Source organism: Acinetobacter sp. AB03, from assembly GCF_058107045.1.
The window spans coordinates 277,067-294,234 of record NZ_JBUEBA010000002.1 but is presented as its reverse complement, the minus strand read 5'-3'; the positions used below and the strand labels follow the sequence as shown (position 1 = coordinate 294,234).

The following is a 17,168-nucleotide window of genomic DNA, read 5'->3' as shown; positions in this document are numbered from 1 at the left end:
CATGCTCTGCTGCATTTTTATTGTCATAGGTGAATTTTTAATGCAGTGGAGCACCGCATTAAATTGACAGTGCTCTAAAAAAAGTTCAGGCTAAAACCAAAATAAAACTAAGCCTAGACTATTACATCGTGAACAATCTTCGTCAGTGGTTTCAGTCCTTTCAGTCCAATGCAATTTTTATGTATTGCTTGCAAATCTTGATTGTGCTGAGTGGCACAACCTTAGGTTTATATTTTTCAGGACTGCAACAGCTCATCGTTCCGACCACATTAGGCGCAATTGCAACAGCCCTGACCGACTTCGATGACCGGCTCAGCATTCGTCTCAGAAATCTTGCCTATGTCTGTATCTTGTTCTTTAGTGTTAGTAGCATTTTAGATTTTTTACATCCTTATAAATTCTTCTTCATCTTATATTTATCACTGTCTAGTGCTTGTTTTATTTTACTGGGGGCACTGGGGCAACGCTATGCAGCAATGAGCTTTGGCACCATTCTACTTTCCCTATACAGCATGTTTGGCCTAGGTGAATATTCGGTTTGGTACTTTCAACCCAGTTGTTTTGTCTTTGGAGCATTGTGGTATGGCTGTACCGCCATTGTGTTTTATATCCTTAAACCCACCTTGGCCGTTCAGGACAACTTAGCCCGCTGTTTTAATCAAGTTGCCGATTTGCTCAACGCAAAAGCACGTCTATTCGACCCAGACAATCGAGACAATGTAGAAGCGCTGCTCTACGGTTTATCCTTACAAAATAGTACTGTCGTACAAAGTTTTAACCACACCAAAAGTTCACTACTGACGCGACTAAAAGCATCTCGCGCCAACCAAAATACGATTTATTGGCTCAATCTCTACTTTCTCGTTCAAGACATTCATGAACAAGCCAGCTCTAATTATTTGCACTATGAGCAGTTACATCAAAACTTTAGCCGAACTGATCTCATTTTTCGTATTCAAAAAAATATTCGACTGCAAGCCCTTGCCTGTCAGGCTTTGGCACGGTGTATTTTAAACAATCAAACCTATGTATCAGATCCAACGACCACTCAGGCGTTGCTGAATTTACACAGTTCCATGCAGGATTGGATTCGAGATCATCCACATAATATTGAAGTCAAAAACCTACAACTGATTTTAAATAATTTGGACAGTGTGCATGAACGTTTTCAGCACCTCAACGAACTACAATCCCGCCAAGGACAGCGTTATCAGCAGCATATTGATAACCTCAATTTATATGATGATGATATCCATGATTGGCATGATCTGTGGCTCAAACTCAGTCAACATTTCACCCCCCAATCCGCACTGTTTCGACATGCGGTACGCATCGCATTTGTCTTTGCTGTCGGTTATGGCATCTCACTTCTGCCCTTTGCGCAACATGGCTATTGGATTTTACTCACCAGTTTATTTGTTTGCCAAATGCGTTATTTTGCGACCAAAAGTCGCTTAAAAATGCGAACCTTGGGCACTATTTTGGGCATTATTTTAGGGATTCCACTGCTGTATTTCGTGCCGAGTATTGAAGGACAGCTACTGCTGACCATTATTTTTGGTGTGTGCTTTTTCTATCTCAGTTCCAAGAAATATGCCATGGCGACCCTGATGGCAACACTCATGGTGCTACTGATTTTTAATTTAAAAGGTGCAGGCTATGCCATTATTTTACCACGAATTATAGACACCCTCATTGGTTGTGCCATTGCTTGGTTCGCAGTGAGTTTTATTTGGCCCGATTGGGACTTCCGCAATATTTCCAACACCATAAAAAAAGCATCCGATGCAACCCTCAACTATTTCAATGCCATTTGTGAACAATATCAACACGGCAAAAATAATAGTCTCGCTTACCGCAGTGCGCGACGTACTGCGCATAATGCCCAAACTGAACTGGCGAACATGATCTCCAGTCTCAGTACTGAACCCAATCCAAACCCAGAACTGGTACATCATGCTTTTCGCTACTTGGTATATAGCCACAGTCAACTCAGTTATATTTCTGCTTTGGGAAGTCACCGAGAATTGGTGCAGGATACACAAGTGCTGGAACTCATGCTGTGGTGTCAAAATACGCTAAATCATGTACTGCTCCATCAGCAGGCATTAGCTGAACTCGACATCCAGCAAAAACTGGCAGAGATTAAACGCTTAAATGCGCAAGAAACAATGAGTCAGAATTTACACTTGGTACTCAAACAAATCAGTCTACTACTGGAAACTCTGCCCGAATTGCTGAAGTTAAAAACTGAACTGCTCGCCCGAGACATTAAATAAAACGGATGACACAACGACGATCTTTAAAAGGTTCATGATGTACGGGTGTATTGTGGTTCATTTTTATCTGGTTCTTGCGTACACTCGAGCTTCATTCTCATAGATTTTTTGACCATGAACATTCAGACATTACGTGTTGTAGGATTTTTAGAAGGGATTTCTTTTTTACTATTGTTATTCGTTGCGATGCCAATGAAATACATCTTTGATAACCCGATCCTAGTCAAATACGTGGGTATGGGTCATGGCGTATTGTTTATCTTGTTTCTCATCGTGCTGTTTGTGGTCTGTGAAAAGCAAAAATGGTCTTTGAAGATGTTTATTTTAGGTTTGATCGCTTCAATCTTACCTTTTGGGCCTTTTGTGTTTGATGCCAAAATTAAAAAATTGGAACCAGAGCAAGCTGAAGCCTAAATTTAAAAAAACTGGCTTTAAAAAGATCTTTTAGAGCAGTAATAAAAAGCGCCCATTCAAATGAATGCGCGCTTTTTTTATGATGTGAACTTCGCTGAATTCAGTGAATAAAATCTTAGTAAACACCACGCTCAAGACGTTTTTGCATCACTTTTTTCACAGTCGCACGTGGAAAGCTAAACCATAACGCAATCAAAATGAGGCAGACCAAACTATAGGCCCAAAGACCAAATGCCACATAAGCCATGCGAACCAGTTCAATCACGAAGAAAAACGTAAACATCATCAGTACCGAAACGGCTGCGGCAACCGTCCCTTTGGACACCTCCGATGACATCAACGCAAAGCGATATAACACCGAAAAACTGATACCTTCGCCAAAGCTCACCAAAGTCATCCCCACAATCAGTAACGGCAAGAAATAGCTTTGGAAAATGGTGCCGAGCACCACCAACAGCGTACCGACGAACATTAAAGGCAAACCGAGTAACACAGTTTTACCGAGTGCCATTTTGTCGATGACTTTAATCAATACAATGTTGCCCAGAATGAGACCGCCCAAGACGGGGAACTGTGCCAAGCCGTATTGCATACTGCTCAAGCCAAGTTCTTCCACCAGGATCACAGGCGACAGCGCAATCCACAGCATCAAAGGCATGGCGACCATGGGTAGGCCAAAGGTGAGCGCCAAAAAGGTCTTATTTTTATAGACCGTTTTATAGTCATCCCAAATATAGCGCAGAGGCTTTTTAGAATGACGCTGCTGTGTCGCAGGCATTTTGGCTTTTAAACCAAACCAACTTAAAAAAGCCAAAAAGGCGATGCCAATAAAGCCCCAATGCCATGACACATGGTCAATCATAAATGCGCCCACAACGGGACCAAGCAGCGGTGCCAACAAAGAAATATTGGCCATGAGTGCCATGACTTTAATGGCATCACGTTCTTCAAAACTTTCCTGTACTGCGGCATAACCCACAGCAGAAATCATCGATAGCCCCACGCCTTGTAAAAAGCGGAGCGCCAAAAAAGACTCAATGTTTTGAGTGAGTAAAATCGCGAGGCAGGTCAGCACGAAAAATGCCACACCTGCGAGCAACACTTTTTTACGGCCTAAACGGTCTGAGAGTGGTCCAAGCAGCCACGCGACACAAGCCCCACCCAGTAAATAAAAGGACATCGAGGATGGTGCCCATGTACTGCTTACCCCAAAGTCTTGGGTAATCGCGAGCATAGCAGGCTGGACTAAATCGTTACCGATATAGACCGAAAATTCGAATAAAACCAATGCCAAAGGAAACATCAATGTGGCACGGCTTAACTTTAAAGCTTGTACGTTTTGCATTGTTATCTACATATAAAATGCGTACACGCCTGAGCGAAGTCCGTTGGAGGGAGAGACGACTAAGCCCAATGGCAAGCACTGTAAAATTGAATAAAAAATGTAATGGGTGCGAGAAATGCACACTGGTTTTACGCTGTATTCACAAAGCGTTTTTAGAAAAGGTGTTATTAAAATAGACCGAGCCGTGACACCAACAAAGCTCAGTTAAGCTATTTTAGCAGTGTTGCATCTGTTTGTATTGTTACTTTTTTAAGTTTCATCTGTCGCATTTGGTTTGGTACTAGGCGCAATAAAATGCCCTTGTTTTAAGTCCTCATACGCCTGTAAAACTTCGGTGAAGGTGTTCATGACAAAATAACCTCGTCCATAAATCGGTTCATTTAAAGGCTGCCCACTGAGTAATAAAAAAGCGCTGTCTTGTACCGCTTTTATTTCAAAGTCCTCACCATGATTGGACATGACTGCCATCTGCTGTGCTTCTATCATTTCTCCGCTATTGAGCTGAAGACGACCACTACGAATATACAGCAGTGTCGTCTCACCTTCCGATACAGGTAAAACTGTTTTCGTACCCGCTGTAAGCTGAACATCCAACACGTTCATAGGGCTATGTGTTTGAGCAGGCCCTATCTGGTTTTCATAAGTCCCTGCAATCACCCTGACCGTTCCTTGAGCTTTCGCCAACTCAAGCTTTGGAATGGCTTCATGACTCAAGTGCTGATAACGTGCAGAATTCATTTTGTCTTTGGCAGGTAGGTTGACCCACAACTGGATCATTTCAAATGCCCCGCCTGTTTTGGAAAATGCTTCACTAAATACTTCTTCGTGCAGCACCCCAGCCCCTGCCGTCATCCACTGTACATCCCCTGCGCCGATCACACCGCCACCACCTGTCGAGTCCTGATGGGCAAGCTCACCTTGGTAAACAATAGTCACTGTTTCAAAGCCACGATGTGGATGTTCACTCACGCCTTTTTTTAAGCGGGTCGGCTGTAAATAACTCGGGCCGATATGATCAAGCAATAGAAAAGGTGAAACCGAGTTCCCTAGTTCATAGTGTGAAAACACGGAGATGACTGAGGCAAAGTCACCGACAGCCGTCCGTGTACTTTCTGAGTGAATAAAGGCAAGGGTTTTCATTTTATTCTGCTTATCATTTGAATAATTTGATCATAGCCTAGCAAACAACCATGTTCGATAGGCTAAATGAGTTGCAGTGTTTTAAATTTAGGATGCTTGGTCTACATCTGGACTCTCTTGAGCGAGAAATTTAATTTCTGGGTTAGGCTTAAAGCAAAGCCATTTATTTTTCATCCATTGCTCTACTTTATCTTTACCCAAAATAGCCAACAAATTATTGAGTAATGAAAATTTTGCAGTTTTATCAAAGTAATAGACTGTAACACGAACATTTCGATCTATATCATCATTTAAACTAAATAAATCTAGAATGTAATCTTTATCCGAAATATCTAATGAATGCCCCCAAATCATAAAGTTTAAATCCAAGGTAGTAGCGTTACTACCTAATCCCCTTTTAATAAATCTTGCACTTATATCATTTAATGCATTTGCGCTCATCAATTTGAGATCTGCATCAAACTTCTTTTTACCATCTTCTATTATTCTTTTGAACTCATCTAAGAATATATAATCTGTATCTTTAAAAAGTTTCTGATGATATTTGGTAAAACCATATGCCTTAAGCTTCTTCAAAGACACATCATCTAAATCAGAAATACCTAAAACAATATTTTGATTTTCTCCATGACTACCATGTAAATATTCCACATTCACAGAATCATGAAGGCGCTGATAAGTATCAGTATAATTGAATGAAAAAATTTTATCAGGATAAGTCCATCCATCAGTTTCAAGAGAAATACGTTATTGATCAGCCAGCAAGCTCGTGACTTAGGAAATCAATTAATTAAAGAAATGAACATCAATAGAAGTTATGGAATGGCTAATTTTCTTGGAGTAAATACTTGCTATGATAATCATCAGGCTGTACTTATTTGGACATTTCAACTGCTTGAAAGGGAACCTGCCTTAAATGAATTAGCAGAAATTAAAAAATATTTTCTTTTAATCTTTCCAGATAGTGTTTATCAATTAGCCTAAGTTGTTTTTAAAATTAATTTATTAAATAAAAAGCACTAAATCAAAGAAAGCTTTATTTAAAAATAGGCGGATTCAAGCGGCAAGTGCAACAGTATAAAAACCAGCCATAACATCACTGGGCGTATACCATCCCAGTGTCTTTCTGGGGCGATTATTTAGAGCAGATTCTATCTGTTCTATCCGTTCTTTTGAAACATCATCAAACGATGAGGATTTTGGCAGATATTGCCTGATCAGACCATTGCTATTTTCATTTCTGGCACGTTGAATCGACTTGTACGGATCTGCAAAGTAAGTTTCTATACCTGCTTCCTTTATCCGCCAATGCTCTGAGAATTCCTTGCCATTATCAAAGGTCACACTATATGCATGACTGTGGCGCAAACACTCTAAAGCACACGTGATCGTTTTAGCTGAGGTTCTAGTTTTCCCCAAATGAGCGATATGTAGATACAGACTCTTGCGATCAACCAGGGTTAATAATGCCCCCTTATGATTCTTGCCTATCACGGTATCACCTTCAAAATCACCAAGACGTTGACGCTTGTCTATGATCTCGTCGCGACAGTGAATGCTTGTTCTATCAACCAGTTGGCCTCTACGGTCTGTGTTTTTATAACCCCGCTTGCGATAGGTTTTCTGGTGTCTTAAATGTTGATGCAGTTCTCCACCCTTAGATTTATCCTGATAGATGTACTGATAGATCCACTCATGTGATGGGACATCTAGCCAGCCGCGTTGTTTCAATGCCCCGGAAATCTGTTCAGGCGACCAATCCAGAGCAATCAGATAACGGATGTAAAATATGGCGAAGTCTGTCATCTGAGATGAAGAACGGTATCGTCGTTGACTTGAAAACCGATCAGCCTGTTTAGCCCGATAGCCGCGTTCCCCTGTATTCCTTTTGATCTCACGATAGAGGGTTGATCTGGAAAGAGTAGAGATTGAAGATTTACTTTTCAAGGCAGCATAAATTTCGTATCTTTCTTCTTGAGAAAGTTGGGTGTATTGCTTCATTGTGTGCTTTCCAATTGCGAGTTGAAAAAGTCTAATGATTCTAATACACCTAACTTTTTCAACTAACTACAAATGTGTCGCACTTGGGATTTGAATCCGCGATACCTATTAATTCAAAAACATACCATTTACTGAATATATGAAGCATAAGTTCCTGCTCTATCACTCACTCGTACTAAAATTACATCGCTCTTTTTACTGATACTAAACAATTTATGTCCACGCCACGTTCTGCGGCTTCGAGAGCTAGTTTTTGTTGAACCACTGAGAACAAGGACAACAAACTGCCTACTATATTTTCCCGGAGAGTGGTGTAGGAACTTTTTCATTATTGCTAATCATATCAGCGACAACATCAGCAACGAGCTCCTCTATTCCTGAGAATGCTTTAGACTGATCCGCATCAAGCCAAGACAATGATGGAAACTCAGCACACAACCCAACATACTCATTATCTTCTGCTGACCATGTAACACGGCAAGTATATTGTTTACTATCCATTTGAAACCCCATAATGTTTTAAGTCTATGTATAAAAGTACGATTTTCACTTAGCAGTACTTAAATAATCACCCCACCACTGCATCATTTCAGTCCGCTGGGCTAAATAGTCAGCGTGATTATAGCTGGCACGGGTACGGTTCTTATCAATATGTGAAAGTTGTGCCTCAATCCAGTTATCCTGGAACAAACCTGAGTCATTCAAAATGGTACTAAAAGTGGAACGTAGTCCATGAGAGGATAATTGATGTTTTCCATAGCCCATCTTACGTATAGCCATATTTAATGTATTAAAATGAATCGGTTGATTATGTTTCCGTGGGCTAGCAAAAATGTACTTTTCACCGTATGACCATTGCATGACGTCTTTTAAAATATCTAAAGCCTGATCTGAAAGTGGAACTAAGAAGTCGGGAATCTCATGGCCTAATATGACTTTTCGTCGAAACTGTTTAATATGCAAGGCAGGTATTTTCCAGATTTTTTCATTTAAATCAAAATGATGAGGCTCAGCCAATAACAATTCAGCCCCTCGCACGCCAGTATGTAATTTGAACAGCAGTGCTTTTTTAATAATCGGATGGGCATCCAATTTTAATAAATTTTTCTTAAAATCTAAATTAACGAAGGTATGACTTAATAACAGCAATTGTCTCTTCAATTGATTTCTTTTGAGACTCAGTTAGAGCTTCATTTTCTGGAAACTCCTCTCTTAAATAACTGTTAAGAACCATTGCCATCAAACCATTTATCGTTCCACGAACGGCTGTCAACTGTTTCAATAACTCATCACCACTGTTACCTTCATTAAGTGTCTTTTCAAGTATTGCTACTTGTTTCTTAACACGCTTAATCCGTATAAGTGACTGTTTTTTATCAATATCGCTATATGGCATATATTCAGGTTTCCTTGTTCCCACGAAATTAATATACTATACCAACCCATAGTATAAATAGATAAGCATAGAATTTGTATACTTCAATAGGCAAAGCTTGAAGAATAACAATACTTAACTTCTGGTTTATTTTAAAATTTAAATGTATTCAACAATAGACTTCTTTCATAAGTCATTTTTTACTCAGTTCTAAATTATAGATTCCAGCAATTAAATTGAATCTTAATCCTAGTCTTTTGCCTCGATTGCGATATCGCTCAGCAAGAATTTTGAAGGTTTTCAAACTGCCAAATACATGCTCAATCCCAATTCTTCTTTTGTTGATTTGCTGATTATAGATTTTTAGTTCAGGATCCAGTTTACAGCGCTTCTTTACTTTTAATGGCAACAAGCTATTTGGATACACTGTATAAATTCCCTGATAACCCTTATCTGCAAGGATAAATGCACCTGCAGGAATCTGATTCAAGTTACGTTTGAAGAGTTCGAAATCATGTACGGCACCACGACTCGTACATAAACTCAGGATTTTTTGAGTTTGATAATGAATGATGGCCTGTACTTTGAAAGTGTGGGTTTTTTTCTTGCCGCTATAGCTTTTCTTTTGTTTTTTTAGGCCTTTGGATTGGAATTTCTGTGGCATCTACAATCACCACATTCCAGTCAATGCCTTCGCCCTCGGGTAAATCTTTGGGTAAATTAAATAAATTGGACTTGATTAAGCAGTCCTCTACATGACGTACGATTCTTGAAGCAGTGGGCTCTGACACGCCATAAGTTGTTGCGACATGGAATAAGGTTCGGTATTCACGCCAATAACTTAAGCACAGGAGGATCTGATCCTCTAGGCTCAATTTAGGTGGTCTGCCTTTGGCAGGAACATGCATCTTCAATTGCTCAACCATTAAATCAAAGGTTGACCATGAGATGCCCGTGTATCGCTTGAACTGTGTTTCAGAAAGCTTCTTTGAATCGATGTATTTCATCCGCAGATTATGCATGAATGCCAAGAAATCTGGAGTGCAAATATCAACCAAAAAGAAGATCATTTTTTGATTTATGAAAGAGATCTAATATAGGCTTGATAAAATACTTTTTTAATATACATTTTGATTTATAAAATATTGTTAATGATTATATCCACTAAAAACAATGATATCCAATATCTGAGAACCATTTATCTCAAACCCTTAGATATCAATGCTCTTTCAATGAATACTGTATCATTACACTTATGTTAACAATTTTATGTCAAATATAAATAAATTGCCGATATAAATTATCTAATTGATGACGAATTTTTTCAACTTCTCCTTCATTTCCATTATCTTCAAACGTAAGTAGTTCCTGTTCTTTGCTTGTAATTTGTTGACAAAGTATTGATAGATTCTCACAGAAAGCTGCTGAATGTATTGGAAGTACCGCTTCTTCATTTTTATCAGAAGCTAATTTACGTTTTGATGAAACTGGTGAAATTCCATTTTCTTGATTAAATAAAATTTGTCGTTCTCTTCGATGAGCTGTTTCATCAATAGCCTTCCTCATTGCAGCAGTTACATTATCTGCATATAGGATAGCTTTACCATTCTCGTTACGAGCAACTCGACCTATCATCTGAAGCAGTGCCTGGCTCGAACGTAGAAAACCAGCTCTATCAGCATCAAGTATAGCGATTAAAGATGCTTCTGGAATATCCAAACCTTCCCGTAAAAGACTTACACCAATTAATATGTCAAATTCTCCAACGCGTAAACCTTCAATAATTTTAATCCGGTCTTCAGTTTTTATATCCGAATGCATATATCGAACTTGAAAACCTTTATCTGATATAAAATCATGAAGCTTTTCAGCTCCTACCTTCGTTAGAGTTGTCACTAGAACTCTATTGTGATTGTTAACGCACTTTTCTATTTCAATGAGCAGATCATCAATGTACCCTTCAGATTTTCTTACCTCGACTTTAGGGTCAAGCAATCCCGTTGGCCTAATCATTTGTTCAATGATTCTAGGCTGAGATACACGTAATTCATAATCTCCTGGTGTCGCAGAAACAAATATAGTTTGTGGCTTAATCCTTTCGAATTCCTGAAAATTTAATGGACGATTATTTTTGGAGGATGGCAAACGGAATCCATATTCAATTAACGTTTCTTTACGACTCTGATCTCCACGATACATTGCTGAAATCTGAGGAATCATGACGTGCGATTCATCTATAAATAACAATCCATCTTCAGCTAAATAGTCGAGTAAGGTAGTTGGCGGTAACTTCGCATCACGTCCACTAAAATAACAAGAATAATTTTCCATTCCCGAGCAATAGCCTAATTGCTGCATCATTTCTATGTCATTTGTAATTCTTTCATACAAACGATTCGCTTCTGTAAAACGGTTTTCTTTATTCAAATACTCTACTCGCTCCTCCATGTCAGAAAGTATTTTTGGTATTGCAGTCTCGATCTGATTTTTTGGGGTCGCAAAAAGCGTTTTAGGAGAAACCAAGTAATGATCTATTTCATTTAACTTTTTTCCCGTGACAGGATCTATCCACGTAAGAGACTCAACTTGTCCATCAAAGAGTTCGACGCGAATTGCATGATGTTCTGAATCAGCAGGAAAAATATCAATGATGTCTCCTCTAACCCTAAACATTGCACGCTTTAAAGTTTTTTCACTTCGTTCATACTGTAATAATGCTAACCGATGGATAAGCTCTTTTTGTTCAAATTGGGCACCTGGAGCTAGTGGAATTTGCAAGGTTTTATAACTACTTGGATCACCTAAACCATAAATTGATGATACAGAGGCAACAACAATTACATCCCGACGCTCTATGAGGGATTTAGTCGTGGATAAGCGTAGTCTCTCTAGATGGTCATTAATTGCAGAATCTTTTTGGATAAAACGATCACTACCAGGGATATACACTTCTGGCTGAAAATAATCATAGTAAGAAACAAAGTATTCAACCGCATTTTCTGGAAAGAAACGCTTCATTTCATCGTATAGCTGAGCCGTCAATGTTTTGTTCGGCGCTAAAATAATAGTAGGTCGTTTCAAGCGGTGAATAACATTTGCCATGGTAAATGTCTTACCAGAGCCAGTAATCCCTTTTAAGGTTTGATGAGTTGCACCATTATCAATACCTGAGATCAATCTTGCGATAGCTTCGGGTTGATCCCCAGCGGGGATATAATTTGAATGCAAAATAAATTTACCGTGTGGCATTGAAATCCCTCTATATTTAACTACCTTAAGAAAAAATCTGAATCATTAACAACTTAAGATGTACAAGCAATATTTTTAATATAATACACAATATCAAAACAAGTTTAAGTCATAGTATTTCTTATGTTAATCCGTTGAAATACATAGCTTTAAATGACAATCAAATTCTTTCATTCTTAGATTTGTGATGTTCTTACTATCGAATTCTTTTTAAAGAAAGAAGATAAATTTTACCTAGAAAATATCTTTAATCACATGATTTTGCTCAGCATATTTCTGTAAATATTCTATAACCAAACGACGATGACATTGATGTGGTAAATCCTCACTACACAGTAAACACTCATTTTCAAATTGTTGCAGACTTATATGTTTTTCTATATTTCGCCGAGCCATAAGGTTTAAAAAAAGATCTTTATAACTATCCCAAGGCATATCGCCCTTTTTATAAGGCTTTAAAATTTCATCTGTAGGTGCCAAATCAGGCACATGTTCATAATCACAGTTACATATCTCCCGTAAGAAAAATTTCAAGTCATCACGCTTAGCAAACCCTGCTAGTTGTGAAACGTTATTAAGGCGAACATCGATAATTTTTTTAACGTGATTTTGCTTTATTAGATTAAAAAACTTGTTTGCACTTTTTTTAGTAAAACCAATGGTATATATAGTCATAATTTACCTTCTTCTAATAAATTTCTTCATAAAATATTTGTTGAAAATAATTGAACAAATATGTAAGTGTTATTGGCTTATCTCATGTTGGTGGTAGTGAATTGCATCAATTGAAATGGGTCTCTGAAATTCATTTCAGGTTACATGCTCAACCTCACCTATCCTTTTATGCTACGAAAATGACTATAGCAGCTTGATGAATTGAAGTTGTTTCTCGACCTTCATTCTAATAATATTCATATATTCACTTGATTTTATCGAAAGTATTTTGATCATTCAAAAATTTATCTAACAATAGGAAATCATCAGTGCTTCAAATTGGTTCAGGTAAACTCTTTACGAGAGATGTCGAATATCACAATAAGTTAAAAGGTGTCATCTACTCAAATTTACACCTTATGGCTGAAGATCGTATTGAAACTGATACTGGATCAATTGAGGGAACGTCAACCTTTCATAATTCGAACGTTCTAATTTTCACATACACGGAGCTTATCGAAGCCCTTCCTGATAGCGATGGACCAGGTTTTATGGCTTCCCATGGTATTGCATCTTTTATAAGTGATTTCTCAGCTATACTCTCCTTCGCTTTAAATTGCATAGCTTCACCAAGTTATTCACTGATTGAAAGATTACTCAGTGATGAAATGGGTACAAGCACTCATACTGTTCCTAATAAAGTAGTAAATCAAACCTTCGATAAAGTCATCTACTGTCAGGAAAGCCACAAACAACACTTAATCAATTTTACCCAGCAATTGCATGGTTTGAACCGCAAAACATTCTTAACAGTAATGAATGCTATCCGAACTTATGTGACTGGGATACATCGTATAGCAGATAACTTTGAACTGGCGTATACCCTTCTAGTTGCCTCAATCGAATCTCTTGCTCAAGAATTTGATGGGCATCAAGCAACGTGGAATGACTATGAGGAAAGAAAAAGAAGAATTATAGATGAGGCTTTAACTGGTGCTGAAGAAGAACTTGCTGAACGTGTACGTAATGCAATTTTAGGAATTGAACATGTATCGTTAGGCAAACGTTTTCAAGCTTTTGCCATCAACCACATCAAACCTTCATTCTTTAGAGAAGAATCTGACGCTGTAACTCATCCGATAACTCGTTTTGATTTGCCTACAGCATTGTCCAATGCATATCTTGCTAGATCCAAATACATACATACGTCACAAAAACTACCAAAACCCTTAGATCGAGATTCTGGCTATTCCGACACTTGTAGAATCGATAATAAAACATGGTTAACGATTCAAGGCTTAGCACGGCTTGCAAGACATATCATTACTGAATTCATTATGCGTCAGCAAACTATTACAAGTGAACCTTATAATTATAACCTTGAACGTAGTAATATAATGACCGTCTCTCTAGCACCTCAATATTGGATACAAATAGTCGATTTTAGTAGAGGTTCTGGGGTCAAGCGATTTGAAGGTTTTCTAAGTCAGCTGGCAATCCTATGGGAAAATGACCCAAATAAACCTTTATCAGATTTATCTCAATTGTTGACAGAATTGCAAACCAACTTTGACAGAATCAACATTGCAGATAAGCTTGCTTTCATCTGTCTATTCATCATTTATAATCGTCTTGTAGGTGAAAGAGACCGCATTGAAAATTGCCTAGAATTTATTGGAAGATATGAAAATCTTTTAATCCAGCCAAGCTCTGCTGTATTGGTTACTCGAAATATACTAGAGATGGAAATTGAATGGAGTATTGAAGATCATCACACCTGTTTAATGAAGTACTTCAAAGAACGTGACCATAAATTTAGTTTCCGTTGCCCTCAACTTCTTGAATCTGGAATGTTGCTCCAATTAGCGGAAAGGTATCGTGCTAATAACGATCTTGATAAAGCTAAGGAATTAGTTAGTTTGGCTGTGGAAAGCTATCCTGAACATCAAGCACTAAGAAAGTTCGAAAGCGAATTTATTTCCATACATCAACCTATTAATTGCTATTCTATCTTGTTGCCACCATTGAATGAAACTCCTACTGAGCCAACTTCTGAATAGTTTTGATTATAGCCACACACCTATTTACTACTGAAATTGTGTAGGTGTAAATGACTGGGGTGGACCAAGAAAAAACCTCATTAATAGAAATCAATATCTGTAGCTACTACTTTGAATTAATTGAAAAAAATAAAATAAAGATATTAAGTACTATCTTGATGATCAATCCAAAATCAAGTCTGTGATTGCTTGGTAGAGTGAAAAATTAAGTCACAGTAAGGGGTTCTAGGGATTTTCCGTCCAAAAACGACAAAGTGCTCTGGAGGCCCCGCCGTCTGTGGCCTCCAGAGGGGTATTACTTTTTTCGAGATCCCTATTTGGGCTCTGTTTGAGTAAGATTTAGTCTTTTTGGGCTAAATCCATGGCATTCGAAGAACGTGTCCAAATCTTGTCCGAGGCAGAACAAGATGAGTTATATGGACCCCCCGCTTTCACCTCCGCCGACCAACGCTTCTTTTTCTCGCTGAACGATAAGGAACTGGCGATCGCTAAAAGCCTCCGTCATCGGGGCCAGCGTTACATGCTGGTGGTACTGCTGGGCTATTTCAAAGCCAAGCCGGTGGTGCTGAATCCCGGCTTTCATCAGATCAAGCAGGACCTCAAATACGTTTATCAAACCGTTCTACCAGGCCCAGGCTGTAGACCCTTTAATCTCACGCCAAAAGAGAACGAACGGATTTACCAACGTGTTTTCCAGCTCTGCAACTACCAGCGCTGGAATGTCAAAGACCATGGAGCGGCGTTGAGAGATTACTTATCCCAGCAAGCCAGAGCCTGGACAGCGCCTAGGCACCTCTTCGATGCGGCCATTGAATATTGTTCGGGGCAGAAGATCGCAATCCCTGCCTACAGCACGCTGCAAAAGATCATCAGTCAGGTGGTGGGAGACGAACAGGAACACATGGCCGCGCACCTTGAGCGTGCAATGTCACGCGGTCTTAAGCAAGCACTGGCGGAGCTCGTGAACGGCACAGGTCCACTGCCGTTCCGACAGTTGCGACAATCGGCTCGTAACTTCACCGGAACCGAGTTGGAGAAAGAACTGATTGTCTATCGCCATATCCAGCATTGGATGCCGGAAGTGGATCTGCTGTTGAGCACGCTATCACTGTCGCAGAAAAATCTGCAACACCTGGCAGAGAAAGTCGACTACTACGGTGCCAAACTGAAACGTCAAACCGTAGGCAGCCAATGGCTGTATTTATTGTGCTATCTTCAAACGCGATGGCAGCAAGCGCTGGAACGTATTGCCGATGGCTTTGTGCATCATGTCAGACAGACCAAACAGAAGGCAAAGGATTATGCGCAGGAAGCGGTGTTTAAGGATTGGCAAAAAGCAGCTAAAAATGTCAGCAAGGCAGCTGAAGTACTGCACCTGTTCATTGATGACAGCATTGATCTGCAACTACCGTTTGCAACAGTAAGACAGCAAGCACTGAGCCTGCTGACCAAAAGGGATCTGGAATCTGTATGTCTCTTCCTGAACGAGCAGCGACGATCGGTCGATGAAGCCATGTGGCAGTACTGCGACGAGAAAGAAAGGGCGGATTCAAGCGGCAAGTGCAACAGTATAAAAACCAGCCATAACTTCACTCGGTGTATACCAACCTAGTGTTTTTCTAGGACGATGGTTGAGTGCAAATTCTATCTGCTCTATTTGTTCGTTTGACACGTCATCAAACGATGATGATTTTGGCAGATATTGACGGATTAAACCATTCGTATTTTCATTCCTTGCTCGTTGAATAGACTTGTAAGGATCAGCAAAATACGTCTCTATGCCAACATCAGTAATTCTTTTGTGTTCGGAAAATTCTTTGCCATTATCAAATGTTACACTATAAGCATGGCTCATTTGTAAACGATCTAATGCACAAGTAATCGTTTGAGAGGATGCTCTCGTTGGCCCTAAATGAACAATATGTACATACAGGCTCTTTCGATCAACGAGAGTCAATAAAGCACCTTTATGATGTTTACCAATCACCGTGTCACCTTCGAAATCTCCTAAACGTTGTCGTTGATCAATGACCTGGTCTCGGCAGTGAATACTTGTTTTATCAATGATTTGACCCCTACGATCCGTGTTTTTGTAACCGCGTTTTCGATATTTCTTCTGATGCCTTAAGTGTAGATGAAGTTTACCGCCTTTTGATTTATCTTGATAAATGTACTGGTAAATCCACTCATGTGAAGGTACATCCAGCCAACCGCGTTGTGTTAAAGCACCTGAAATTTGTTCTGGTGACCAGTCCAAACCAATCAAATAATCAATATAAGCGAAGGCAAATGCTGTCATTGATGATGAAGGACGATACCGTCTTTGACTTGCAAATTTAGCTGCCTGTTGAGCTCTATATCCACGTTGTCCAGTATTTCTTTTTAATTCACGGTAGATGGTTGATCGTGAACGTCCTAACTCCCGAGCAAGGGAGGCGATTGAACTTTTACTTTTCAAAGTAGCATAAATTTCGTATCTTTCATCTTGAGAGAGTTGGGTGTATTTCTTCATTGTGTGCTTTCCAATTGCGAGTTGAAAAAGTCTAATGATTCTATGAATACACCTAACTTTTTCAACTGACTACAAATGTGTTGCACTTGGGATTTGAATCTGCGTGGTTCAAATCGGAACATTCCGCAAACAAGCAGTC

15 protein-coding genes and 2 pseudogenes are annotated in these 17,168 nt (G+C 39.2%); 5 read left to right on the top strand and 12 right to left on the bottom strand.

What is annotated here, in order from left to right; translation table 11 throughout:
* Positions 1-128: 128 nt before the first annotated feature.
* Positions 129-2,279, top strand: coding sequence for a YccS family putative transporter (gene yccS / locus ACY3FQ_RS01650; protein WP_489773538.1), 2,151 nt, complete (start codon positions 129-131; stop codon positions 2,277-2,279).
* 114 nt (positions 2,280-2,393) lie between these two features.
* Positions 2,394-2,693: a DUF3817 domain-containing protein gene (locus ACY3FQ_RS01645; protein ID WP_004977999.1), complete on the top strand. Its 300-nt coding sequence runs from the start codon at positions 2,394-2,396 to the stop codon at positions 2,691-2,693.
* Between the two features lie 115 nt (positions 2,694-2,808).
* Here the strand turns inward: ACY3FQ_RS01645 and craA are convergent, their stop codons facing one another.
* From craA to ACY3FQ_RS01630, 3 genes are all read right to left on the bottom strand, one after another.
* The gene (craA, locus tag ACY3FQ_RS01640; protein ID WP_279741359.1) at positions 2,809-4,038 is read right to left on the bottom strand and encodes a chloramphenicol efflux MFS transporter CraA; all 1,230 of its coding nucleotides are present in this window, start codon (positions 4,036-4,038) and stop codon (positions 2,809-2,811) included.
* A gap of 249 nt (positions 4,039-4,287) precedes the next feature.
* Positions 4,288-5,178, bottom strand: a complete 891-nt coding sequence (locus ACY3FQ_RS01635) for a pirin family protein (protein ID WP_279741361.1) — start codon at positions 5,176-5,178, stop codon at positions 4,288-4,290.
* 87 nt (positions 5,179-5,265) lie between these two features.
* Positions 5,266-5,829: a hypothetical protein gene (locus ACY3FQ_RS01630; protein WP_489773537.1), complete on the bottom strand. Its 564-nt coding sequence runs from the start codon at positions 5,827-5,829 to the stop codon at positions 5,266-5,268.
* Positions 5,830-5,904: 75 nt separating this feature from the next.
* Between ACY3FQ_RS01630 and ACY3FQ_RS01625 the strand changes: the two genes are divergently transcribed.
* Entirely contained in the window at positions 5,905-6,162 is a 258-nt protein-coding gene (locus tag ACY3FQ_RS01625; protein ID WP_489774376.1) for a hypothetical protein, read from the top strand.
* Between the two features lie 72 nt (positions 6,163-6,234).
* On the opposite strand, the gene ACY3FQ_RS01620 is transcribed toward ACY3FQ_RS01625, so the two are convergent.
* From ACY3FQ_RS01620 to ACY3FQ_RS01585, 8 genes and pseudogenes are all read right to left on the bottom strand, one after another.
* A complete protein-coding gene (locus ACY3FQ_RS01620) occupies positions 6,235-7,179 on the bottom strand; it encodes an IS30 family transposase (protein ID WP_125275130.1) in 945 nt (314 codons plus the stop codon).
* Between the two features lie 291 nt (positions 7,180-7,470).
* Positions 7,471-7,692, bottom strand: coding sequence for a hypothetical protein (locus tag ACY3FQ_RS01615; RefSeq protein ID WP_005403786.1), 222 nt, complete (start codon positions 7,690-7,692; stop codon positions 7,471-7,473).
* A gap of 33 nt (positions 7,693-7,725) precedes the next feature.
* Positions 7,726-8,295, bottom strand: a pseudogene (locus ACY3FQ_RS01610) (tyrosine-type recombinase/integrase); the annotation flags it as partial.
* Between the two features lie 4 nt (positions 8,296-8,299).
* A complete protein-coding gene (locus tag ACY3FQ_RS01605; RefSeq protein WP_001146945.1) occupies positions 8,300-8,575 on the bottom strand; it encodes a metal/formaldehyde-sensitive transcriptional repressor in 276 nt (91 codons plus the stop codon).
* A 172-nt stretch (positions 8,576-8,747) separates the two neighbouring features.
* A complete protein-coding gene (locus ACY3FQ_RS01600; protein ID WP_489773536.1) occupies positions 8,748-9,218 on the bottom strand; it encodes a transposase family protein in 471 nt (156 codons plus the stop codon).
* Complete coding sequence (locus ACY3FQ_RS01595; protein WP_489773535.1) at positions 9,166-9,561, bottom strand: transposase family protein; 396 nt, start codon at positions 9,559-9,561, stop codon at positions 9,166-9,168. The genes ACY3FQ_RS01600 and ACY3FQ_RS01595 overlap by 53 nt, the downstream gene beginning before the upstream one ends.
* A 265-nt stretch (positions 9,562-9,826) precedes the next feature.
* The gene (uvrB, locus tag ACY3FQ_RS01590) at positions 9,827-11,803 is read right to left on the bottom strand and encodes an excinuclease ABC subunit UvrB (RefSeq protein WP_005006178.1); all 1,977 of its coding nucleotides are present in this window, start codon (positions 11,801-11,803) and stop codon (positions 9,827-9,829) included.
* A gap of 234 nt (positions 11,804-12,037) precedes the next feature.
* Entirely contained in the window at positions 12,038-12,478 is a 441-nt protein-coding gene (locus ACY3FQ_RS01585; protein ID WP_000158491.1) for a DUF488 domain-containing protein, read from the bottom strand.
* Positions 12,479-12,786: 308 nt separating this feature from the next.
* Between ACY3FQ_RS01585 and ACY3FQ_RS01580 the strand changes: the two genes are divergently transcribed.
* Entirely contained in the window at positions 12,787-14,517 is a 1,731-nt protein-coding gene (locus ACY3FQ_RS01580) for a hypothetical protein (protein ID WP_000939241.1), read from the top strand.
* 361 nt (positions 14,518-14,878) lie between these two features.
* Positions 14,879-16,057 (top strand): annotated as a pseudogene (locus tag ACY3FQ_RS01575) (DUF4158 domain-containing protein); the annotation flags it as partial.
* Between the two features lie 9 nt (positions 16,058-16,066).
* Here the strand turns inward: ACY3FQ_RS01575 and ACY3FQ_RS01570 are convergent.
* Positions 16,067-17,029, bottom strand: coding sequence for an IS30-like element IS18 family transposase (locus ACY3FQ_RS01570; protein ID WP_033917576.1), 963 nt, complete (start codon positions 17,027-17,029; stop codon positions 16,067-16,069).
* Between the last annotated feature and the right edge of the window lie 139 nt (positions 17,030-17,168).